General features: G+C 44.9%; 19 protein-coding genes. 11 read left to right on the top strand and 8 right to left on the bottom strand.

Going from position 1 to position 21,931, the window contains the following annotated elements:
* The first annotated feature begins 1 nt into the window (after position 1).
* Entirely contained in the window at positions 2-754 is a 753-nt protein-coding gene (locus A4E24_RS03515; protein ID WP_292351713.1) for a tRNA (adenine-N1)-methyltransferase, read from the top strand.
* Between the two features lie 17 nt (positions 755-771).
* On the opposite strand, the gene radB is transcribed toward A4E24_RS03515, so the two are convergent.
* Positions 772-1,461 carry a DNA repair and recombination protein RadB gene (gene radB / locus A4E24_RS03510; protein WP_292351711.1) on the bottom strand — a complete coding sequence of 230 codons (690 nt, stop codon included), beginning with the start codon at positions 1,459-1,461 and terminating at the stop codon, positions 772-774.
* 310 nt (positions 1,462-1,771) lie between these two features.
* Here radB and A4E24_RS03505 point away from each other — a divergent pair, with 310 nt between their 5' ends.
* The 6 genes from A4E24_RS03505 to A4E24_RS03480 all read left to right on the top strand — a co-directional run bounded on the left by A4E24_RS03505 (position 1,772) and on the right by A4E24_RS03480 (position 11,036).
* Positions 1,772-2,023, top strand: a complete 252-nt coding sequence (locus tag A4E24_RS03505; protein ID WP_292351840.1) for a glutaredoxin domain-containing protein — start codon at positions 1,772-1,774, stop codon at positions 2,021-2,023.
* Positions 2,024-2,137: 114 nt separating this feature from the next.
* Positions 2,138-4,426 (top strand): anaerobic ribonucleoside-triphosphate reductase, encoded by a 2,289-nt coding sequence (nrdD, locus tag A4E24_RS03500; protein WP_292351837.1) that lies wholly within the window; start codon positions 2,138-2,140, stop codon positions 4,424-4,426.
* 10 nt (positions 4,427-4,436) lie between these two features.
* Entirely contained in the window at positions 4,437-5,222 is a 786-nt protein-coding gene (locus tag A4E24_RS03495; protein WP_292351709.1) for an anaerobic ribonucleoside-triphosphate reductase activating protein, read from the top strand.
* Positions 5,223-5,281: 59 nt separating this feature from the next.
* Complete coding sequence (locus A4E24_RS03490; RefSeq protein WP_292351707.1) at positions 5,282-6,148, top strand: DUF4349 domain-containing protein; 867 nt, start codon at positions 5,282-5,284, stop codon at positions 6,146-6,148.
* Positions 6,149-6,295: 147 nt separating this feature from the next.
* A complete protein-coding gene (gene thiL / locus A4E24_RS03485) occupies positions 6,296-7,294 on the top strand; it encodes a thiamine-phosphate kinase (RefSeq protein WP_292351705.1) in 999 nt (332 codons plus the stop codon).
* 28 nt (positions 7,295-7,322) lie between these two features.
* Positions 7,323-11,036, top strand: coding sequence for an S-layer protein domain-containing protein (locus A4E24_RS03480; protein WP_292351703.1), 3,714 nt, complete (start codon positions 7,323-7,325; stop codon positions 11,034-11,036).
* A 6-nt stretch (positions 11,037-11,042) separates the two neighbouring features.
* Here the strand turns inward: A4E24_RS03480 and A4E24_RS03475 are convergent, their stop codons facing one another.
* Complete coding sequence (locus tag A4E24_RS03475; protein ID WP_292351701.1) at positions 11,043-11,564, bottom strand: helix-turn-helix domain-containing protein; 522 nt, start codon at positions 11,562-11,564, stop codon at positions 11,043-11,045.
* 146 nt (positions 11,565-11,710) lie between these two features.
* On the opposite strand from A4E24_RS03475, the gene A4E24_RS03470 reads away from it, so the two are divergent.
* Genes A4E24_RS03470 through A4E24_RS03460 form a run of 3 tightly spaced genes read left to right on the top strand, consistent with a single transcriptional unit; the run spans position 11,711 to position 14,387 of the window.
* A complete protein-coding gene (locus tag A4E24_RS03470; RefSeq protein WP_292351699.1) occupies positions 11,711-12,742 on the top strand; it encodes an ABC transporter substrate-binding protein in 1,032 nt (343 codons plus the stop codon).
* A 50-nt stretch (positions 12,743-12,792) separates the two neighbouring features.
* Positions 12,793-13,620, top strand: a complete 828-nt coding sequence (locus tag A4E24_RS03465) for an ABC transporter permease (RefSeq protein ID WP_292351697.1) — start codon at positions 12,793-12,795, stop codon at positions 13,618-13,620.
* Positions 13,620-14,387, top strand: coding sequence for an ABC transporter ATP-binding protein (locus A4E24_RS03460; protein ID WP_292351695.1), 768 nt, complete (start codon positions 13,620-13,622; stop codon positions 14,385-14,387). The genes A4E24_RS03465 and A4E24_RS03460 overlap by 1 nt, the downstream gene beginning before the upstream one ends.
* Before the next feature lie 33 nt (positions 14,388-14,420).
* Here A4E24_RS03460 and A4E24_RS03455 read toward each other — a convergent pair whose 3' ends face one another.
* The 6 genes from A4E24_RS03455 to A4E24_RS03430 all read right to left on the bottom strand — a co-directional run bounded on the left by A4E24_RS03455 (position 14,421) and on the right by A4E24_RS03430 (position 19,711).
* Entirely contained in the window at positions 14,421-14,852 is a 432-nt protein-coding gene (locus A4E24_RS03455; protein ID WP_292351693.1) for a polymer-forming cytoskeletal protein, read from the bottom strand.
* An 83-nt stretch (positions 14,853-14,935) separates the two neighbouring features.
* Entirely contained in the window at positions 14,936-15,628 is a 693-nt protein-coding gene (locus A4E24_RS03450) for a prenyltransferase/squalene oxidase repeat-containing protein (RefSeq protein WP_292351691.1), read from the bottom strand.
* Between the two features lie 35 nt (positions 15,629-15,663).
* Positions 15,664-17,466 (bottom strand): anaerobic ribonucleoside-triphosphate reductase, encoded by a 1,803-nt coding sequence (nrdD, locus tag A4E24_RS03445; RefSeq protein ID WP_292351689.1) that lies wholly within the window; start codon positions 17,464-17,466, stop codon positions 15,664-15,666.
* Positions 17,467-17,584: 118 nt separating this feature from the next.
* Complete coding sequence (locus tag A4E24_RS03440; RefSeq protein WP_292351687.1) at positions 17,585-18,424, bottom strand: Mrp/NBP35 family ATP-binding protein; 840 nt, start codon at positions 18,422-18,424, stop codon at positions 17,585-17,587.
* 54 nt (positions 18,425-18,478) lie between these two features.
* Positions 18,479-18,814 (bottom strand): DUF134 domain-containing protein, encoded by a 336-nt coding sequence (locus A4E24_RS03435; RefSeq protein ID WP_292351685.1) that lies wholly within the window; start codon positions 18,812-18,814, stop codon positions 18,479-18,481.
* Positions 18,815-19,000: 186 nt separating this feature from the next.
* Positions 19,001-19,711, bottom strand: coding sequence for an MBL fold metallo-hydrolase (locus A4E24_RS03430; protein ID WP_292351683.1), 711 nt, complete (start codon positions 19,709-19,711; stop codon positions 19,001-19,003).
* 141 nt (positions 19,712-19,852) lie between these two features.
* Between A4E24_RS03430 and A4E24_RS03425 the strand changes: the two genes are divergently transcribed.
* A complete protein-coding gene (locus A4E24_RS03425) occupies positions 19,853-21,787 on the top strand; it encodes a hydantoinase/oxoprolinase family protein (RefSeq protein ID WP_292351681.1) in 1,935 nt (644 codons plus the stop codon).
* Positions 21,788-21,931 lie beyond the last annotated feature (144 nt).

Genomic DNA, 21,931 nt, shown 5'->3' with positions numbered 1-21,931 from the left:
TATGGAAAATGGAGAAATGGTGCTGTTGAGGACATTCCTCAATGAGAAGCCACGAGAGTTCATAGTATGCGTTTCTGAGGATGCTTTCCACAGCGATTTTGGTATTATCGAGCTCTCAGAGCTTTTTCGGCTTTCCCCGGGTGATAGGATATGTTCTCACAAGGGCCAGGAGTTCATTGTGCAGAAACCTCGTATGCCGGATATGTTCAGGCATGCACAGCGCTCCGGTGCGCCCATGATGCCCAAGGATATAGGCATGGTCGTCGCCTATACTGGACTTTGTAAAAACGATGTGGTACTGGATGCAGGGACCGGGTCAGGTGTTCTATCCATGTACCTTGGCTCCATAGCAAAGAATGTCATCACCTATGAGATAAAAGAGAATTTCGCAAACCTTGCACGCAACAATATTTCGAAAGCCGGCCTGCACAATGTAGAAGTACGTTGTGGCAACATAGTTGAAGAGATCGACAAAATAGAAGAAAAGTTCGATGTCGTTACCCTTGACACCATTAATTCCCCGGAAGTCGTCCCAAAAGTGCGAAGGGTGCTTGTACCTGGAGGTTTTGTGGTAACTTATTCCCCATTCATAGAACAGACCATCGCAATACGCAAAGCATTGGATGCATCAGGTCCCTGGGATGTTATGACAATAGAGTGCATCGAAAGGCCGCTATCAGTATCGGAGAGAGGCACAAGGCCAGGGACAGGTGGAGTAGGCCATACAGGTTATATCACTATTGCCAGGATATGACGAAGTATCCAGACAGGTCATTCAACGCCTTCGGAAGTTATGGTGAACTCGCAGCTTATGCCTTCCGGAAGAGAACGATGTTTCCTGAGAACTGCCCGCCGTTTTCCATCACCGAGGCGCTCTAACTGGATAATGGTCTTGGATATATGCTCGATTATATTGCCGCCAACAGGGCGCAGCATCCCTGAAGGGATATCTGTGTATACCTGGTTGGTTATGACCACCACAATGCCATATTTTCTTGCAAGGCTGTGCAGAAAACCTATCTGGCTACCAAGCTCACGCCTTGCCCTTAGGGCAGCATCATCCTGCTCCAGTTCAAATCTGTAAAAGGCAGTGGCAGAGTCTACTATAATAAGGCCGATGTTCTCTTTGATGACCTTTTCAAGTTCTCTTACTGCTGCATGTTGTTCTTCAAAGTTATGAGGTTCGTAGATTATTATCTGCTGAGCTATTTCCTTTGCTCTTTCTCCTGCTATCTGTCTGAACCTGCTGGGAGAAATACCTTCAGTATCGATGATTATGACCTTCTTGTCTTGCCCTACACACCTTATGGCAAGCTGAAGACACAGATTTGTTTTGCCGCTGCCAGCTTCTCCAAAAAGCTGGGTCACAACTCCAGCTTCCAATCCTCCTTCAAGGAGATCGTCCAGTGATCTGCAGCCAGATGCTAAATGTGGATCTATGTAAACACCTCTTGGGATCACTTGCTATACGGGGATGATTTATATCATCTTTTTGTAGGAACGCATTGTGACCACATCTGGTAAACATCTCTCCTCTCGTGGAGCTTTTACTGACCATGTTTGTTACCAGTTGTAATTTTTATGTATGTAAATGTGCTGTGAAAAACCGTTATTAATCCACATGTCATTTGTATAATTTACCTTCAAACGAGAGATCAAAGTTATTGAGAAGGGCTTTCTGCTTGTGTTTTTTAAGTGGGCACAGGTAACGCCTACTCATAACTCAATTATATATAAGTATAATAATAAAGTAGTAATGGACGCGAGAAAAATGCCTGAAGTCATTATATATACAACAAAAACCTGCCCAAAATGCGAAATGCTCAAAAGGGCTCTTAAGGAGAGCGGCGTGATTTTCAAGACCACTGATATGTCCACTCCTGAAGCTCTCACGGAACTAAGGGTCAATGGAGTGTTCACCCTTACAGCTCCTGTATTGCAGATAGATGAAGAGTTCCTCACCCATGATGAGCTGTTCAATGGAATGGAAGTAAAAAGAGAAGCGCTTGAAAATTTACTTTGATCGGAAGGGGATTGGATAATGGATACATGCATCATTGGTACACAGGATAAGAAGGAAAAAGCAGTTGAAGGGAGTGACAAAAGGCTTAAGTTCATAGGTATTGTTCAGGAGGACATGACACTTCCTCAAAAGCAGGCCGTACAAAGGACCCTCGATGGTCATTCCATATCCGTAATGCCAAAAGTGCGTACCACTGACGGGCACATGGTGGACTGGGACCGTAATATAGTGGTCAATCAGCTGATGAAGGAAACAGGGCTTGCCGCAAGGTTCCACAATAAACCAGGTATAAGCAGGGAAGAAGCCCAGGACATCGCAAAGGATACCGAGAGGCGCATAAGGCAGCTGGACCTTAAGTTCCTTTCAGGCCCACTCATAAGGGAAATGGTGAATATGATCCTGCTGGAGCGCGGACATGTGGAATGGAGGAACGTTTCCACCAGAGTAGGTACTCCTGTATATGATGCCTGCGAGATCGATCTTGGTTCAGGTTTTGAAGCAAAGGATAATGCAAATCTGCAGGAGAATGCCGAAACATCACACAAGAAGAAGGCGGACAAGATCTCCAAGGAGCAGTATTTGTTGCTGTTGCCGCCCAGACTTGCGGACCTGCACCTTAACGGCGACCTGCACATCCATGATCTGGAATATATGGGCACACGTGCCTTCTGTCAGGACTGGGACCTGAGGTATTTCTTCTACTACGGCCTCATGCCAGATGGGTCCGGTGCCAAAGCCAGTGTTGCAGGCCCGGCTATGAAGGCAGAGGTTGCCATCCTGCACGCAGTAAAAGCATTGGGCAGCGCTCAGACCAACTTCGCCGGTGGACAGGGGTTCTATAATTTCCTAACGTTCCTTGCACCTTACTTCGAAGGCAAGAGCTACAAGGATATCGAACAGCTTATGCAGATGTTCGTGTACGAGATGACACAGATGATGGTGGCCCGGGGAGGCCAGGTTGTCTTCTCCTCGGTACAGTTGTCTCCAGGTGTGCCCAAGCTCTGGAAAGATATCCCTGTAGTATACAAGGGCAAAGTGCATGACGGTACCAACGGCACTGTCAGGCGCACATACGGAGAGTTCGAACGTGAGGTCAGGCTGGGATTTGCAGCCCTCATGAACGTGATGCTTCAGGGCGATAACTGGGGTAAGCCTTTTAACTTCCCTAAACCTGAGATCTCCATTGAACCGGATTTCATGCAGGAGGACGAGATGTTCAACCGTGCTCATCCGGAACTTCCTACATACGATGGCCTCTACACTCTGGCATTCGAGCTGGCTGCGAAGTTCGGCACACCTTACTTCGATAATCAGCTTCCTGAATACAGAGGAGCCGGAGAAGGCATCTCATGTTACCAGTGTTGTGCATATCAGTTCTCTGCTAATGCAGATGCCGATGCCAGCTTTAATGACAAGCTTCATTTTAAGGATGGGAAGCACTTCTCCATGGGTTCATGGCAGGTAGTGACACTGAATTGCCCAAGGGCTGCATACAGAGCAAACGGTGATGATAAGGCACTCTTTGCAGATCTCAAGAGCCTGATGGACCAGGCGATCAAGGTATTTGCAACCAAAAGGCAGTGGATGGAGAACATCATAGAGAACGACAGGATGCCCTTTGCAACGCAGCGTCCAAAGGACCCGATGACCGGTAAGAAGGGCTCAATAGCAGTAGACATAGATTCGCTGGTATACACCATAGGTGTCGTAGGTATAAACGAGATGGTGCAGTACCATACAGGTAATCAGATACACGAGTCAAAGGCTGCCTTCAAGTTCGCGATAAGAGTTATGACAGAACTTGAAATGTATGCACGTGAGCTGGGCCAGAAACATGGCATCGAGATAGCACTTGCAAGGACTCCCGCAGAGACCACAGGCCAGAGGTTCGCTGTATCCGACCTGTTGCATGAGGAATATGCAGATGGTGTAAAGCAGGTCGTGCAGGGTGATCTGGAGAAGGCCCTGGCGAAGGTAAAGGAAACCCATGACCTTCCCATCTATTACACCAATGGTACTCATGTGCCACCAGGTGCTGACATATCCCTTGCTGACAGGATAAAGATAGAACATGTGTTCTTCCCCATAGTGGATGGAGGCAACATCTGTCACATCTGGCTGGGAGAAGGTTCACCGGACCCAAAGGGTCTGAAGGAATTTGCCATGAACATTGCAAAGAACACACAAGTAGGATATTTCACCTTCACCAAGGACATGACGATATGTCTGAACGATTTCCACATGATGTCCGGTCTCAAGGATGTCTGTGAGAACTGTGGTTCTTCCAATGTTGAACAGATGTCCAGGGTCACAGGATATATCCAATCTGTCAGCGGCTGGAATGCTGCAAAGAAGCAGGAGCTGGCAGACAGGAAGAGGTATAAAGTAGCTGGCATAGCATGATAGTGGTGTAATGAAAGCCAATTACGGCTCATATATACCCATTTCCACGGTAGACTGGCATGGGAAGGCGGCAGTAGTTCTCTTTTTAAGAGGGTGCCCTTTCCGCTGCCCCTACTGCCAGAACTATGAGATCCTGACAGGATCCGACCTTGTAGAAATGAGGGTCTTGCAGGATAAAATTGAAAGTTCCACCCCATTTATAAGCAGTCTTGTAATTTCCGGCGGGGAACCCCTTATACAGAAAAAAGCTGTGAAGGAACTGGCAAGCTTTGCTAAGAAAAAGGGATTGCTTGTCGGTATCCACACAAATGGTTTTTATCCAGAGGTTATAGAAGAACTCCTGCAGAAATCATTGGTGGACGCTTTTTTCCTCGATATAAAAGCTCCTATGAACGACCCTATAGCTTACTGTAAGGTCATTGGCTGTGATGAATATAACCTTACCCTTGAACCTAAAGAGGTTATAGAGGATATCGCAAAGAGCCTTGATCTTATTTCCAAGAGTAATGCACATCTGGAAGTGAGGACCACTGTTATACCCGGCCTTGTGGGCAGCAAGGAAGACATTGCTGCTATAGGTCAGTTTTTATCGCCTTACATTAAGGATAGCGATAAACCTTATGTGATACAGCAGGGACTGCCTGAAAATGCCATGTCTGAGAACTTAAGAGATACAAAGCCTTTTACAAGAAAAGAATTAATTGAGATGGCTAAAGCTGCATATCCGTTTTTACATAATGTATGGATAAGGACAAAAGAAGCGGGCAATGAACGGATTAACTTCGAATTCATTTGAAGCTTACATAATTTTTTTATGCGACAGACTCCATACAATATAATGTTGGAGTTAATCGCATGAAAAGAACCTCTCAGCTGCTGGTTGTATTACTGCTCCTAGTAGGAACAAGTGTTGCAGGCTGTATATCTCAAATGGGTACAGATCCATCATCTCAATCTCCCCAGGTCACCGTGTATCCTGCTTCTAAGAACAGTGTATCATACGAATATGCGAGCGATGAAATGCTCGCGGGAGATGTCACTTCTGAAGTTTACATTTCTGAAAGGAAGACCATTACGAGTGTAGAGATGTCCATAGAAGTGGACAATGCATCCAGGACCGTAGACGATATAATAACAATGACAACAGCAGCAGGTGGTTATGTATCCAGTTCTTCTGTGTATGATCTGTCATATGATAGTACTCCTCGTAAGGAAGGCTATGTTACAGTAAGGATCCCCTCAGAAAATTATACTGCTTTTGTGAAAGATATTGAAAATCTGGGTGACCTTAGTTCTAAAAGCATAACAGGTACTGATGTAACAGAGGAATACATAGACCTGGAAGCAAGGCTCAACAATCTGCAAAAGCAGGAAAAACGCCTGACCGAGATCCTTAATATGTCCAATACCGTCGAAGAAGTGCTCAGTGTAGAAAAAGAACTTGAGAGGGTGCGTGGAGAAATAGATAGTCTTACTGGAAGGTTGCAGTATCTGGACAACAGGATAGATCTCGCCACGATCAATATCAGAGTAACAGAACCAACACCTATCACACATTCCTGGGGTATGAGGGATGCTCTTTCCAGTTCAGTACAAGGTTTTGTGTCAACTGTCAGAGCCATGGTGATCCTGGTGGGATATCTGCTTCCAATTGCAATAGTGCTTTCAGTTCTAGTTACTATTGTATTTGTAATAGGCCGCCGGGTACACAGGAAACGATAGCCTTGTAATCCTTTTTATTGAAAGTCATTATCTGTAGAAGGTGTGGAAGCCTCAAATATTATATTGGATGAATGCCTATGACACATACAATTAAATAAAAGTTGTCTGGTTTATTTATAAAATTTTTTAAATGCTGAATGATATCCTATGAACTATATACCAGTTTCACAGCTTGGGGAAAGACCCCTTATATCAATCCTTTCTACTATATTCCATGAACTGCCGGATGGAGTTATTTCAGGTGCAGGTGCTGATGACTGTGCAGTTATCGATATAAATGAAAGTTCATATCTCGTAGTTACCACGGATATGCTGCACCGCATGACAGATTTTCCCAAGCAGATGAGTCCCTGGCAGATCGGGTGGATGTCGGCAGCAGTTAACCTTAGTGATATTGCCGCTATGGGTGCCCGGCCAACGGGTTTACTGGCTGCTATAGGTCTTCCACGTGATACAGATGTCAGTTTTGTGGAAGAGATAGCAAGAGGCATGAGGGACTGTACCAGGGAATACGATACTGCGGTCATAGGAGGGGATATTGACACCCATGATGAACTTACTATTTGCGGCACTGCTCTTGGAACTGTATCAAAAGGAGAACTGTTAACGAGAAAAGGTGCCCGGGTAGGAGATAAGGTATGTGTTACAGGATACGCAGGTTCGGCGGGTGTTGCACTGTATGCCCTGGAAAATGGTATTGATGTACCGGATAGTGTCCTGAAGGCTTTGTTGCAACCCATGCCCCGCATAAGGGAAGCAATGGAACTTGCATCCTTGGGCCATGTGACAAGCATGATGGATACAAGTGATGGCATTGCAATGTCATTATATGATCTTTCCAAAGCTTCAGGAGTTGGGTTCAGGCTACAGGAAAAGGCGCTGCCTCTGCAGCCAGAGGTAGAAGAACTAGTGTCTTTTGACAGGGTAACTCTAAATTCTATGTCTCTTTATACTGGAGGTGATTTTGAACTGATCTTCACTGTAAGGCCGGAGGGCATTGAAGAAGTGCTGAATCTGGGCAATATCAGTATGATCGGAGAGGTCTTACCTCAGGAAAGATCGATCTCCATACAGAAGTCGGATGGTACTGTGTTACAAGTGGAACGAAAAGGCTATGAACAGTTAAAGATAGCAGATAATACATAAAATGCGAGAAATCACGTAAAGTAGAAATATGGTAGGTTATATCATGAAAACCCGTTTAGGTTTTGCTATATATTTAGTATTGATACTGCTGGCAGGTGGTGCAATTGCGATCCCAAGCATTTCTGACCACTCTCCAGCCAGCGATCCGACTTCGACAGTTGGTAACAGCCCGGATTTCAGTGTGAACATAAATGAAACTGCTAATGTTACCTGGTTTTTGAATGGCTCACTTGTCAAAACAGATGCATCAGTAACCACTTCTGAATATTCAAATGATGGTGCATCTGCAGGGGAATATAATGTTACGGCTGTGGCACAAAACGCCAATGGAACTTCCGTCCCGCATATCTGGACATGGACCGTGGAAAATGAACCTTTGTCGATAACAGACTTCAATCCTGACGATACAACTCCCGGATCTGCAGCCGGGGATACAGTAGATTTCGATGTCATACTCAATCAGGAAGCTACTATCAGATGGCTTATCAATGGGAATGAAATGGAAAATGTAACAGGGTCCTCTGATTCATATTCAAATAACACTGCTGTTGCAGGCACATATAATGTAACTGTTATTGCATCTAACCTGAACGGTACTGACCAGCAGACCTGGGACTGGACGGTCTCGAATGCAACAAATGGATCACTGTCGATCACAGGTTTCAATCCAGCTGACGTCACTCCCGACTCTACGACAGGAAATGCAATGGAATTTGGTATTACACTCAATCAGGAAGCCACTATCAGATGGCTTATCGATGGGATTGAGATGGATACTGAAACAGGGTCAGCAGGTTCTTATTCGAACAACACGGCTGTTGCAGGCACATATAATGTAACAGCGATAGCTTCCAATGTGAACGGCTCAGATCAACAGATATGGGACTGGACAGTTACAGCAGAGAACGATTCATTGGAGATCACAGATTTCAGTCCTGAAAATAACCCTTCAAGTGCGGTGGGTACTTACCAGAATTTCACAGTTGAGACAAATCAGGATGCAGATATAGAATGGTATATAGATGGAGACCTGGAGCAAAAGAACGATTCCGTATCTATCGCATCATTGAATGTTTCTGGCGAGGAGATGGGTTCCTATAATGTTACTGCAAAAGCATCAAATGTGAATGGAGAAGCCCAGAAGGAATGGACCTGGGCGGTAGTTTCTAAAACGTATTTAAGTGGCGATCGTATATGGGATGCTGATGCCAACCAGTCCCTTGATTACACATGGACCGCTCTGAGCTACTCTGGTTTCTACTATGACCTTGACACAGGTGAAGGATCAGAGACCATGACCGTACATCTCGAAAGCGATTCCGACAGGTCCATAGATGAAGGTGACCTGGAATATGAGACCACGCCCATAACCACCGAGTTCGAGTACGATGATTGGGGCGATTATCAGGTCGTAGGGTTCATGGCTGAGAAATACTTCGCAGGGTACCTTGACACTACGGAATTCGCTGATGAGGTAAGTGTCATGTCGGATGGTATGCTTTCCAAGGTGCTTATTGATGAAAATGACAAAAAATCCCTTTATGCAGGTTCGAGCCTTACGTTGGAAGATGGTTATGCTCTGAACATCGTAGAAGTTGATACAAATGGTGACAACGTATATGTGACCCTTTCCAAAGAAGGCTCACAGGTCGATGAGACCATAGTAAAGGATAATGGCACATACGTGTATGAAGCTGATCTGGGAGACAGTGATGATGTACCCATTATAGCTGTGCATTTCGGTAATATCTTCATGGGTACAGAAGCCAGTGCAGTATTTATTGACGCTATATTCCAGATCTCCGATGAATACATCAGCATTGAATCCGGTGATAGCTATGGTGTAATGGAGATAAACACTGTAAGCGATGAAAAAATAACCATGGAAAATGAAGATTCAATATCCCTTAACAAAGGCAAGGTTGCCAGTATTATGGGGAAATTGAAGTTCATCGTTGCCGATGATTCAGTTTTGAGGTTCGCTCCCTTTGTTGACATGTCAGAGGCCGGTACCTATGAGCTAAGAGGTACTGTTGCTGAGGAGGAATTTGAATGGACTCCTCTGAACTTTGAGGGTTTCTATTACAACATCGATGAAGGGATAGGTACTGAGAAACTGGAGATCACCGAACTGTCAGACAGAACAATTGACGATGGAGACCTTGTATATACCTCTACTCCTGAGGATGTAGGTTTCGAGTATGACGACTGGGGAGAATTCGAGGTAATAGGCTTCATGGCCGAAAAATATTTTGCAGGGTATCCTGAAAACGATTTTACAGATGAGGTCAGCCTTGTTTCCCAAGGTCAGCTGTCCGAAGTGCTTCTGGATGAAAGTGACAAAACATCTCTTACCTCAGGCACATCGTTAGTACTGGAAGAGGGTTATGCTCTGAGAATTGTTGAAGTTGATGTAAATGGTGACACTGTGTATGTCAGCCTTACAAAGGATGGCGATGAGGTAGACGATGACATCATCGCCTCAGACGGGACCTACGTATATAAAATGGACGTGGGTGATGTTGATGATGTACCTGTTATAGCCGTTCACTTCCAGGATGTTTTTCAGGGAACTGAAAGCAGTGCTGTGTTCGTAGACGGTATCTTCCAGATATCTGATGAGTACATATCCGTAGAAAGCGGTGAAACATTTGATGAGATGGAAGTGACCAGTATCTCGGAAGACGGCATTACCATGAAGAATGAGGATTCCATCTCCCTTTCAAAGGGTAAAGAGATCACGGTTATGGGTGATATCAACTTCAAGGTAGCTGATGATAGCACGGTCAGGTTCTATCCCTTCGTGGAGGTGCAAACATCCGCATCTGAAGCACTCGAGATCGGTCATAGTGAAGTGGTCACTGAAGGCACCGCAATGACAATAACGGTCACCTCCAGAGGCATGGCTGTAACCAATGCAACATTAAAGATCGATAGTAAGACCATTGGTTCCACCTCCGAAGAAGGCACACTCAGGTATACGCCGGACAAGATCGGTAACTTTACCCTAAACGCAGAAAAGGAAGGATATGTTTCTGCAAGTTCCAAGCTTGAGGTAATATCTGCTCAGGACGAATCAAGGAAGATGACCATAGATATCGCTCCTGAAGAAGTTTATGAGGGAACTAATGTTAAATTCAGCGTCCTTAAAGCTATAAGCGGAGAAGCTATCGAAGGTGCAGAGGTCACTTTTGATGGTAAGTTCATAGGCAACACTTCAAAAGATGGAAATGTTACCTATACTGTTACAGAAGTGGGTATGCACAAGGTGACAGCTTCCAAGTCCGGATTACTGGATACAGAACTTAACTTTGAGGTAAAGGAACTTGCTGCTAAGTTCACCTTCACGAACCTGCAGATATCGCCACTTGAGGTAAGGGCAGGAGATGAAGCAACTATCTCTGTAAATGTAACAAACACTGGAACAGCACCTGGTAACTATACTGTTGAATTGAAGATCAATGGTACTGTGGTAGGTTCTCAGGAAGTGGCACTCAACAATGGAAATTCCACTACATTGGATTTTGTTCATGTGGAGGAAGAGCCAGGCACATATATAGTTTCAGTTCAGCAACTGAGCGTTACTTATGAAGTATTGGAGAAATCCGGTACGATCTGGTATGTTCTCGGCGGTATCATCCTGCTGGCTGCTGCAGGGGTTGGCTATCTGTTCACTGCTGGCGGCTGGACAGTGGAAATGGCAAAGGAAAAAATAAATGAATTTATCGGTTCTATCCGATAAATTCAATTAACTTATTTTTTTTGACACTCTTTCTATAGCCTCTATCAGGCTGTTCTTTGGCATGATCGTGGCCACAGGGATCCTCAGTATTTTTTCCACAGTAGGGCTTACAATAGGGGCGCACACCAAAGCACGTGCCCCTTCCCGTTCTGCTTTAACCGCTGCAATGATGGCTTCTTCTATGGAGGTGGCAGAATATTCCCTTATAGTACAGAGATTTCCTCCTATCTTTTTCTTTGTCTCTCTTATATTATCAAGCACAGGTCTTGCAGCAATGACCGCTATAAAATCCCCCTTTTCAGCATTTTGCAGTCTCTTTATGGTTTTAATTATCTGTCTTAATGTTTTCATGTTAGGCTCTCTTTTGCCCGACATGATCTTGTACAAAGTGCTCGCAGGTATGTTAGCCTCCTGTGAGAACTCGATGGCAGTGAGCTTCAAGTCTTCCTTTAATACCTCTGAAAAGGTATTCTGGAACTTTTCATACGATTCCAGTATTGCATCAACTATCTTATCTGACGATTCCATGATCCTCCATACATCAAAAAGAATATCCTCAAAAGGTAAGGATGGAGCTTATATTTATACTTTCAGGAAATTGCTTTATACCCTACAGGAAACATTAAATATAGCTCAGAAGAACGGTTCCATTATTGAGAAAAAGAGGTATCGATATGAACAGCAAAAATATTAACAGAATTATGGGTGCCATCTTTGTCATTACCGCTACGATGGCCATTGCATTTATTTCAGGTTGCACTGAACCTGAACAAAATGGAAATCTGTCAGAGGATCTGACTGGAAATCTTGCAGAGATACACTTTGGATACCAGCCCAGTACTCATCAGATAGCATATCTTACAGCAAAGGAAAAAGGCTGGTGGGACAATAACCTGGCACCTTTGGGTATAGTGAAAACTACAGATAATCTCTTCCCAAGTGGAGCACCGGAAATGAGTTCCATGCTTACAGGAGACATCGATGTGGCATATGTTGGGGCGGCACCATTCATAGCGGCTCTAGGCAGTGATCTCGATGCCAAGATCGTAGCTGCTGTCCAGGTACAGGGTTCTGATCTCTCAGTGCGTACAGGCGTGCCTTATGAAAAACCTGAAGACCTTAAAGGCCTGAAGATAGCTACATTCCCGCCAGGGACTATCCAGGACACCCTACTTAGGAACTGGCTGAAAACAAATAACATCGACCCCGATAAAGATGTAACCATTCTGCCCATGACACCGGCAGACGCTGTGACAGCCATCTCGGCCAGCAAGGTTGATGCTGTCTTCCTTCCACACCCCTCACCAACTGAAATAAAGGAAAAGGGATATGGTCGTACAGTGGTTCAGTCAGGGGAGATCATGCCTAACCACGCATGCTGTGTGGTAGTTGTAAGTGGAAACCTCATCAGAAACCATCCTGAAGTAGTTGCTACAATTGTTGCAACACATGTGGATGCTACAGAGTACAACAATGCGCATCCCGATGAAGCAGCACAGATCTATGCAGCTGATCAGGGTATGGATCTAAAAATTGTCCAGGATTCTATTAATGAATGGGATGGCACATGGGTGGCAGATCCACATCTGATCGTGAACTCAACTGTGGATTATGCAAACATACAGTATGAACTGGGATATATAAGCAAACCACTTACGGAAAAAGATATATTTGATACGTCTTTTTATGATTCCTTACAAAAGTAAGTGCATTGACAACAACTTACATGAATGAGCAAGGAGTTCTGTAAGCGGACATGAAGAATAAAATAATACACGTGGTCAAGGGCAGGGCAGTGGAGATGATCTCCATTATATCTGCCCTTCTGCTGTGGCAATTGGTCGCAGAGTTCATAGTTCGTAACAAGTTCTTCCTGCCAAGTATCCTTGATGTCATTTCGGCCTCTGTAACGATATTTCAGAGACCTTCGATTTTAGAACTAGGGTCATTGGCGATAGAAATGCCAGTGATCTTCATTGATCTCTTGCACAGCTTGTTACATTTTTCCATTGGTATGGTGGCTGCCCTGATCATAGGAATACCCATAGGTATGATGATGGGCTGGTTCACAACATTTAACAGGATGTTTGATCCTATTATTGAGATGTTAAGGCCAATCCCTCCACTTGCCTGGATACCTTTTGCCATCATATGGCTGGGTCTTACGCCTGTTTCGGCTGGTTTTCTGATCTTTATAGGAGCTGTGTTCCCTATCATAATTAATACTTTCACAGGCCTTAAGAACGTACCAAAGGTCTATGTAGAAGCAGCCAGGGTACTGGGATGCAAGAAGGACCGTGATCTTATAAGATACATTGCAATGCCTTCTGCTCTTCCTTCCATAGCTGCAGGCATAAGAATAGCTATCGGTGTGGGGTGGATGTGTCTGGTAGCCGCGGAAATGTTCGGAGTGAGCAAGTATGGATTAGGTTTTAAGATATGGCATCATTACTATCTGCATCAGATGGATATGGTGCTTGTATACATGGTGGTTCTGGGTCTTCTGGGCCTTTTAATTGACAAAGTGCTCAGATACGTTATCGATGAACACCTGCTCAAATGGCAGGCAGGAGTTGTGAGATAATGGGAAAAGTTGAAATAAAGAACATTACCCGTATTTTCAGAAAGGAAGATGCACCTGAGACCCTTGCATTGGATAATGTGAGCCTTAATGTAGATGACAAGGAGTTCGTATGCTTTTTAGGTCCTTCCGGCTGTGGTAAGACCACCCTTTTGCGTATCATTGCCGGACTTGATACTCCCGATTCAGGGGAAATAATACTGGACGGGACCAGAATAACCATACCGGATTCAAAGAGAGGCATGGTATTCCAGGAGTATTCGCTTTTCCCTTGGAGGAATGTCACCGAGAACATCATCTTTGGCCCGGAAATGAAAGGAGTTGCCAGGAAAAAAGCAATACAGGATGCAGAGAAATATCTTGAGCTGGTGGGCCTTACACAGTTCAAGGATAGTTTCCCGTATGAACTCTCAGGAGGTATGAGGCAAAGAGTTGCCATTGCCCGTGCGCTTGCAAATGAACCGGAGGTCTTGCTCATGGATGAGCCCTTCGGCGCACTGGACGCCCAGACCCGGAACTCCTTACAGCACCAGCTTCTGGAGATATGGGATAAGAAACACATAACCATCCTGTTCGTTACCCACAGTGTGGATGAGGCAGTATTCCTGGCTGACAGGATAGTAGTTATGACCGCACGTCCCGGAAAGATAAAAGAGATCATAAATGTGGAACTTCCGCGTCCAAGAATACGAACAAGTCCGGAAGTCAACAAGCTACGGACAGCTGTGCTGAAGTTGCTCTCCGAAGAGAGAAAAGAGAGAATAGATTAAGTCACAGCTTCTAAAAATTAGAGAATGTTCAACTCATTCGGAACGTACGATCACTTTTGTTCCGGCCTCTACATCTTTTATGTTGACCTTCCCTACGAGTTCCAGCACTTTTTCAGCTTTTACAAAACCCATGGAGCAGCCTGGCCGCACAAGCATCTGTCCGCCACATGTGGCAGAACCTGCGATATTGACATTATTCATTAGTGTAAGATCCTTGTCCACCTGTACGTCACCGTTTATCTCACAATGCGGACCAATGAGCGCATTATGTGCCTGCACGTGACCTTTGACCAGAGAGTTCTTTCCAAGTTCCAGATCTCCTTCAACCCTCAGTTCCTGCCAGAAATTACAGCCTGCCCCGACTATCAGATTACCCTTAAGAAGAACACTATCCTCAAAGTATGCTTTTTTCTGAATGATGTAGGTATTGGAGCCGGGGTGGTATTTGATAAATTCTGTTTTCATTTTATCACTGGTATAAGATGATGTAGATAAAACGTATATTATACGCTGGCCTCTCATATATATTAGTTTCATAGGCTATTCTGTTATGGCTTCCATAATGCAAGAGTGATCAGGGACAGGGAAGTAGCAACAATGATATCTTCCCCTTTACCCCAGAAACCTTCAGAGTTCTGCTCTTTCATGAGCCAGTCCACAGAGACCTTAAGTTCTTCCCTCAAACCTGTCATTAAAAGAGACTGCATGACTATGTTGCTGGTTGCTATGTTCTTCCATCCGCCATCCAATTCACGTTTCTCAAGCAACCAACGTGCTCTCTTTTCTATAAAACCATGATGTTCATCCGGCATAGCACCCTGTTTTACTAATGCCATGACCACAAGTGCAGTGGTTCCGGGATGTTCCCATTCAGGTCCATAGTTGTCTAATAGCCACTGGCAGCCATCGGGATCATGGATATCCATATCTGCCAGTGCAATGAGGGAATAGGCGGTATCGTACACGTTACCGTTCCAGGAACCTTCTTTCTTTTTTGAAAGAAGCCATTGCCCCACATCCGGGAAGACCAGACCCATTTGGAAAAGAGAAGAGGCTGCTCTGGCAGTTTCCCTTATATTTCCTCCCCACGGGGGATCACTTTTAAGCCATATAAGACAAGCAGTATGCTGACTGGGCAGTTTCCATGCCCCGCGAGCCCAGACCACCCGGGCGATCCCCTTGATGGAATCCGGCTGTTGCGTCTCGATCCAATCAAGCGCCTTTGCTATCCTGTGGTCCATACAATATAATATGCTGGTCTGTATTTAGCGTTTTTCTAGCAATGCATCCTATACCTGTGTCTCTGAGCATACTCTGCTTTTTTTCCGGGATTCCATTGGTTCACATGACCGTAATAGCCGGTTACCCTGGATATATGGTCAGTTACCGGACTTGAGCATAGCGGGCATATTTCACTTACACCTCTGGAAGTATGTCCTTTATCACATATGGAAAAATCAGGGGAGAAACAGAGATAAGCAAGCTTTGTCCCCGAAAGTTTCCTGATGAAATCATTGAGGCCGGCCGGGTCGGGATAACTTTCACCCATCCATATGTGGCAGATCGTACCTCCGGTAAAGAAAGGATGAAACTCTGCCTCGATATTGATCCTGTCTATGAGGGACATACCTGCATTATAAGGCAGGTGGGTGGAATTGGTGTAATAGCATGCTCCTTTAATACCCTGAACTTCAGATTTTTCCCCGAAGTTCTCTCGGTCAAGCATGGCAAGCCTATGTGCAGTGCTTTCTGCAGGAGTCTGCTCAAGAGTATACGCTATGCCATCCTCATGGGAGAACTCCTCTATCCTTCCAAGTATGTGAGCAATTATTTTTATGCCTGTTCCGATCTTTTTGTCAATACCTTCTCCTGTGAGGTCCAAAAGGCATTCGTTCATACCCACCACACCAAATGTAAGGTGGCGTTCCCCAAAATTAAAATATGGCACACCGTCATCAGTTTTATTGAGCAGCCATGGCAGAAGCTTCCACTCATAAAGCGATCTTCTGATGATATCCTGTCCTTCCAATAAGGCCTTGCGGGCAATATCAAGGGCGTTATCCAGCTGTATAATGAAATCATCCTCACCTGCTGACCGCAGAGCCACTCCGGGCAGGTTAATGGTCACAACCTTATTGGAGCCTGTACCCATGCCACCGGCCGTCCAGATACCGCCTGCATGGCGGCTCAGCAATCTGCAGCACATGGCATGCACCGTATCCTCTTCCAGATAAGGAGCAGCAAGGTTCAGGAAATAAGGTGCACCTGTAGCTGAAGTGGCCTGCATGGTCTCCATCCACAGGGGATCATTGAAATCATGGTCCTTGGTAATGGCCGTGGTAATGAGAGGGAATGTGAAGGGAGCACCCGTGGAATCGCCATCCGCTGAAACTCTCATGAAAGCACTGTATATCTGCCGTGCCTCATCTTCGAATTCTGAATATGTAGCATCGAGTGTTTCACCTCCGTATACCACTCTTTCATCTTTCAGTGCCGGAGGACATTTCAATCTCAGGCCGATGTTAGTAAAAGCGCTCTGAGCACCTATCCTGTTAGACTGGTTCATCTGGAACATGAAACCCTGCACTGCCTGATAAACCGCTGACCCATCCATTCTCTCATAATGCAGATGAGGAGCCAGCAGCCAGTTGAGCATGTCCACAGCCTGAGCACCTGCAAAGAATTGCTGGGAATGCATCATGAATGACATTACATGGAACAATGCAGAATCCAGTCTTTTAGCAGGCAGGCTGCGGGTGTCAGGGAACTTCAGGCCTTCCATAAGAATGATACGCCCGTCAATGCCATTACAATATGGCATGAAAGGACTGTGCAGGTCATGGATATGTATCAGGCCTTCCAGATGCGCTGCTGTGACATCCTTAGAGTAAAGTTTTTCCAGAGCATATCTTTTTTTGACCTGGGATGCAATATGGAGGTCTATCACCGAAGGACTGGTCCTGGTGTTCGAGTTCTCGGTAAGCAACCAGTTCTTTTTCAAGAGCACATCATCTATGAGCTCTACAGGGTCCTTGAAATCAAGCCTGTCTACATTACCCCCACTTGACATCACTGCCATGATTAAAAATCTGTGATGCTGGCTTATATAGTTATTTCATTTCGGCTCTGCAGCAATGATATGAAAAATGTATTGTGAAGGGATCATAGGCTTTCCCTGCACAAAAAGTGTACGAAACTTACACCTGTTTTTTAAATCCAACGACTGAATCCACGATCTTTGCGAATTCCTTTGACCACTCAGTGGAATCGGCATCCAGGGTATGCACTTTTCCGCTATCCTCTATCTCAGCGAGCTCTGGATCCATGGGTAATGCTGCAAGCACTGGTACACCAAAGTCCTTTGCCGCCTTTTCAACACCGCCTTTACTGAAAAGATCGATCCTCTCATCACAGTGGGGGCAGATGATCACACTCATATTCTCCACTATGCCGATAACAGGAACCTTTAGCATATGGGCAAAGGTAATTGACTTGCGTACACTTACCAGTGCCATGTCCTGAGGTGTAGTAACGACCACAGCACCATCTATCTTCTCAATGAGCTGGGCAATGCTGAGGGGTTCATCACCGGTTCCTGGTGGCAGGTCAACGATCAGGTAATCAAGCTTTCCCCATGAAACATCTTCCAGAAACTGCTTGATAGCCGCCATCTTGGCCGGTCCTCTCCATATCACTGGAGAATCCTTATCCTCGATAAGTAAGGCAATGGACATAACTTTGAGGTTATCTGTCACTGGTACGGGGACAATGCCTTTCTCGTCCACTGCAGGTCTTTTATCCTCTATCCCGAACATCTTGGGTATGCTTGGCCCGTGAATGTCACTGTCAAGGAGACCCACTTTGAATCCCTTCCGGGCAAGCTGGGCAGCAAGATTGGCTGCAACGGTGCTTTTGCCGACCCCTCCTTTTCCACTCATTACCATTATCTTGTTCTTGATCGCCCTCATATTGGCAACTAATTTAGATTCCTGCGGTTTCTGGAGCAGATCCTGTGTTTTCTGAACTTTCTTGTCCATATTTTTCACCTGAATGATAATTCAAATTTTCAAAAGACGTAACGTACATTTGGCTTATGTTGATCTTCTGCAACCTTTGTTTTCCTCTCCGACAGTGACATAATCCCCACCTGAGATCTCAATAGCTTTGCCGGTGGTGAGAGCAAAAGTAACTTTTCTCCTGGCACTTTGCAAGTCTTCCCAAAAGGCTCTCCTTGATATTCCCATTTTAAGGGATGCCTCTTCCTGTGTAAGACCTTCAAGGTCCACAAGACGTAGAGCCTCAAGTTCTTCCATTGCAATGCAAACTACTTCAAGTTCACGTAGAGGCACTCCTCTGGGTTTAAAATAGATCACTTCCGGAGTAAGCTCCACACGCCGTGGGCACTTAGGACGTCCTCTCTCTTTCATAGCATTTTTTCACAATGGATATTAATTATATATAGTTTTCCAAGGTTGACTCTGTAGAAATCCTCTCTTTTTGGGGAACTAACCAAAGTTGTATTTTTGAAATACGTGTTTGTATATGTTGTTTCGTGTTAGGTATTTCCGGCTAATGATGTTGATCTTAATAGTATTTCTACAGAGCCGTATTATTCAAAACTCCACAGAATATCCTGCAAAAATATCGACAAAAGCATCTGGATATTTCATCCTGATCTCTTCTTTATGAGCTGTACAATGGCCGGCACCTATCAAATGCATGTCTTTGAACAGATCATATTCCTGGCTGTCGTGCAGACCACCCACGATACCGACCACATTACCAAAGGAAGAAGCTGCAGCCAATATTGCAGGTAGTCCGGGATGGGCACAACCAGTGATAACGTACAGTCCTTTGCCGGAATCTAGTATCAAAGATTGTTCTTTTATTTCTTTCCCAAGCTCTCCTGTTGTGTAGATTCCCTTGCATATCTCCTGAGACATTTTTATCTCAAATAGTCTGGGATTCCTGGAAATATTCATCTCCTTAAGAAAGGTGGAAGTATCTGCCTGCTTTCCCCTTGTCGATATCTCTCTTTTCAGGTTGGTTGAAAAACTTGCCGGTATAAAGACATCCACATCTGGCTGCATGTTAAGGAAAGTTGGCACGCCGCCAATGTGGTCCCAGTGCTGATGAGATAATACCAGGATGTCGATCTCTTCAGGTGAAAAGCCAAGTATGTCCATATTTGCCAGAAGAACATGGCCATCCCAGCCGGTATCAAAGAGAATATTATGACCTACAGTTTCAATTAAGCAAGAAAAACCCCATCCACTATTCAAACCTATTTTTGCCTCATTGTCATAAATGACCGTAATTTTCATGCTAATACCCCGAAACCGCGCTACTTCTCTCTTCTCAAACCTTATTTAACACATGTGAGAATAAATATATAATACTATTTGAAAAGTATTAAATATAATTTCTCCATATAGAATTAATAGAAAAAGAAAGGAGAGTTACAATTGCACTATGGTCTTGGTATTGATACCGGTGGAACGTACACCGATGCTGTCCTTTTAAGAGGGTCAGACGGTATGATCGTAGATTCCAAAAAAGCGTTTACCACATATCCTGACCTGCAGATTGGCATAAGTGCGGTTCTGGATGCCCTTGACCAGGAACTTCTCAGCCAGGTCAACCTCGTGTCAGTTTCTACCACTCTTTCCACTAATTCATTACTTGAAGGCACCGGAACTCCTGTGGGGCTTGTGCTCATAGGGCAGCATCCTGCAGATCAGGAATTCCCTACTCCGGATCTCATAGTTGTGCCTGGTGGTCATGGCCCAGGCGGTGAAGAAGAGGTGCCTTTGGATACCGAAGCCATCAGAGGTTTTGGCAGCAGGACAAAAGACAAAGTATCAGCATACGCAATCTCAGCCTTCTTTGGTACAAGGAATCCCGAACATGAACTGCGAGCAAAATCCCTTATCCAGAAGATAACTGGTAAGCCTGTAGTATGTGGTCACGAACTTTCCCAGGAACTAGGTGCCTATGAAAGGGCAGTGACTGCTGTACTTAATGCTCAGTTGATACCTATTACCCATCTCTTTGTTAGTGCTGTTATGGCAGACATCAGGAAAAGAGGCATCAATGCAAGGATGCTGATGCTGAAATGTGATGGTTCCGTATATAATCTGGAGGACGCTCTGGAAAAACCCATCGAGACCATTTTTTCCGGCCCTGCTGCAAGTCTTCTCGGAGCATCGTATCTTGCAAAATTGGACACATGTGCAGCCATAGATGTGGGGGGAACCAGTACCGATGTATCTGCCATATACCATGGGGTACCGGAAATAAGCGTTTCAGGTTCTGTAGTGGGCGGATGGAAAACAAGAGTAAGGGCCATGAAAATGGAAACATCGGCCACTGGTGGGGACAGCCATGTCTGGATCACTGATGGAAAAGTGAAGATAGGTCCCAGACGTGTTATTCCTCTATGTGTTGCTGCAGTTGAGTATCCAGGACTGTTACAGAAACTTAGTCACATGAGACCTCTACCTCGTAAGTCACTGGATGAGAACTATCAGCCCACCAAGTTCTTTGTAAGGACCGGTTATGCCAGCAATGGGCTGAACAATGAAGAAGCTGAAATGCTCCAGCATATCGGAAGCGATCCTATCAGCATACATGAACTCTATACTTATATGCATGCCATGCCTTCCGGAAAGATAATTGATTCACTTATAAAGAAAAGACTGGTGCAAGCTATCGGTTTCACGCCCACGGACGCTTTGCATGTGAGAGGAGAATACACTGCCTGGGATCTGGATGCATCCCACATGGGCGCTGAGCTTCTTTCCCGCTATAACGGCAGTAAGAAATATGAATTCTGCACCCATGTGAAAGAACATGTGGCAAGGAATATGGCCTATAGCCAGATGGCTTTTCTTTTGCCTGAAAGGTCCAGACCCCTTGTGGACGAATTGCTTAGTGGTCTGTATCCGGCAAAGTTCAGCCTGAAATTGCCTGTTGTATTATTGGGAGGACCCGTAAAAGCATATTCAGAGGAAATGTCTGCACTCTTGGATGCTTATATTATCGTCCCGGAACATGCAGATGTGGGGAATGCCGTGGGGGCTCTTGCCGGAAAAGGCGTCAAGAAAGTTGAAGTACTGATCATGCCAGTGTCCATAGAAAAACCTGCAGAGGATTTCCTTATCTTCTATCCGGGTGGAAGAGAACGTGTTGTAGATTACAGAGAAGCCTTTGAGAGAGCAAGACAGATCGGACTGGACATGGTGCTTGATTATGAAAACAGATGCGGGGTTAGCAAGGAAGAGACCCAGATCAATATTTCAGTGAAGAACATCTCTCCTGAGAACTGGCCTCATCCACCTCTGGAAACCAGGATCACCGTTGTGGGCATAGGCGATCCCATGATGATCATAAAGGAGTGAAATGGATAATTTCCACACTTCTCACTCTTTTTTCCTTTCTTCTCCTCAAATTAAGTTATCTTAAATTTGATATATTAACTTTTTGAGTTAATTATTTATATTTTGTCTCATATTAGAGTAATTGTCAATCGAGAACATACTTGA

Source organism: Methanomethylovorans sp. PtaU1.Bin093, from assembly GCF_002067275.1.
Lineage (GTDB): Archaea > Halobacteriota > Methanosarcinia > Methanosarcinales > Methanosarcinaceae > Methanomethylovorans.
Note: the sequence above shows the minus strand (reverse complement) of the source record. Positions and strands in the feature narration are given on the sequence as shown.

Excerpts from the sequence above, each read along its gene's own strand:
- A4E24_RS03515 (WP_292351713.1), top strand. The coding sequence starts at position 2 with ATGGAAAATGGAGAAATGGTGCTGTTGAGGACATTCCTCAATGAGAAG.
- A4E24_RS03505 (WP_292351840.1), top strand. The coding sequence starts at position 1,772 with ATGCCTGAAGTCATTATATATACAACAAAAACCTGCCCAAAATGCGAA.
- nrdD (WP_292351837.1), top strand. The coding sequence starts at position 2,138 with ATGACACTTCCTCAAAAGCAGGCCGTACAAAGGACCCTCGATGGTCAT.
- A4E24_RS03495 (WP_292351709.1), top strand. The coding sequence starts at position 4,437 with ATGAAAGCCAATTACGGCTCATATATACCCATTTCCACGGTAGACTGG.
- A4E24_RS03490 (WP_292351707.1), top strand. The coding sequence starts at position 5,282 with ATGAAAAGAACCTCTCAGCTGCTGGTTGTATTACTGCTCCTAGTAGGA.
- thiL (WP_292351705.1), top strand. The coding sequence starts at position 6,296 with ATGAACTATATACCAGTTTCACAGCTTGGGGAAAGACCCCTTATATCA.
- A4E24_RS03480 (WP_292351703.1), top strand. The coding sequence starts at position 7,323 with ATGGTAGGTTATATCATGAAAACCCGTTTAGGTTTTGCTATATATTTA.
- A4E24_RS03475 (WP_292351701.1), bottom strand. The coding sequence starts at position 11,564 with ATGGAATCGTCAGATAAGATAGTTGATGCAATACTGGAATCGTATGAA.
- A4E24_RS03470 (WP_292351699.1), top strand. The coding sequence starts at position 11,711 with ATGAACAGCAAAAATATTAACAGAATTATGGGTGCCATCTTTGTCATT.
- A4E24_RS03465 (WP_292351697.1), top strand. The coding sequence starts at position 12,793 with ATGAAGAATAAAATAATACACGTGGTCAAGGGCAGGGCAGTGGAGATG.
- A4E24_RS03460 (WP_292351695.1), top strand. The coding sequence starts at position 13,620 with ATGGGAAAAGTTGAAATAAAGAACATTACCCGTATTTTCAGAAAGGAA.
- A4E24_RS03455 (WP_292351693.1), bottom strand. The coding sequence starts at position 14,852 with ATGAAAACAGAATTTATCAAATACCACCCCGGCTCCAATACCTACATC.
- A4E24_RS03450 (WP_292351691.1), bottom strand. The coding sequence starts at position 15,628 with ATGGACCACAGGATAGCAAAGGCGCTTGATTGGATCGAGACGCAACAG.
- nrdD (WP_292351689.1), bottom strand. The coding sequence starts at position 17,466 with ATGGCAGTGATGTCAAGTGGGGGTAATGTAGACAGGCTTGATTTCAAG.
- A4E24_RS03440 (WP_292351687.1), bottom strand. The coding sequence starts at position 18,424 with ATGGACAAGAAAGTTCAGAAAACACAGGATCTGCTCCAGAAACCGCAG.
- A4E24_RS03435 (WP_292351685.1), bottom strand. The coding sequence starts at position 18,814 with ATGAAAGAGAGAGGACGTCCTAAGTGCCCACGGCGTGTGGAGCTTACT.
- A4E24_RS03430 (WP_292351683.1), bottom strand. The coding sequence starts at position 19,711 with ATGAAAATTACGGTCATTTATGACAATGAGGCAAAAATAGGTTTGAAT.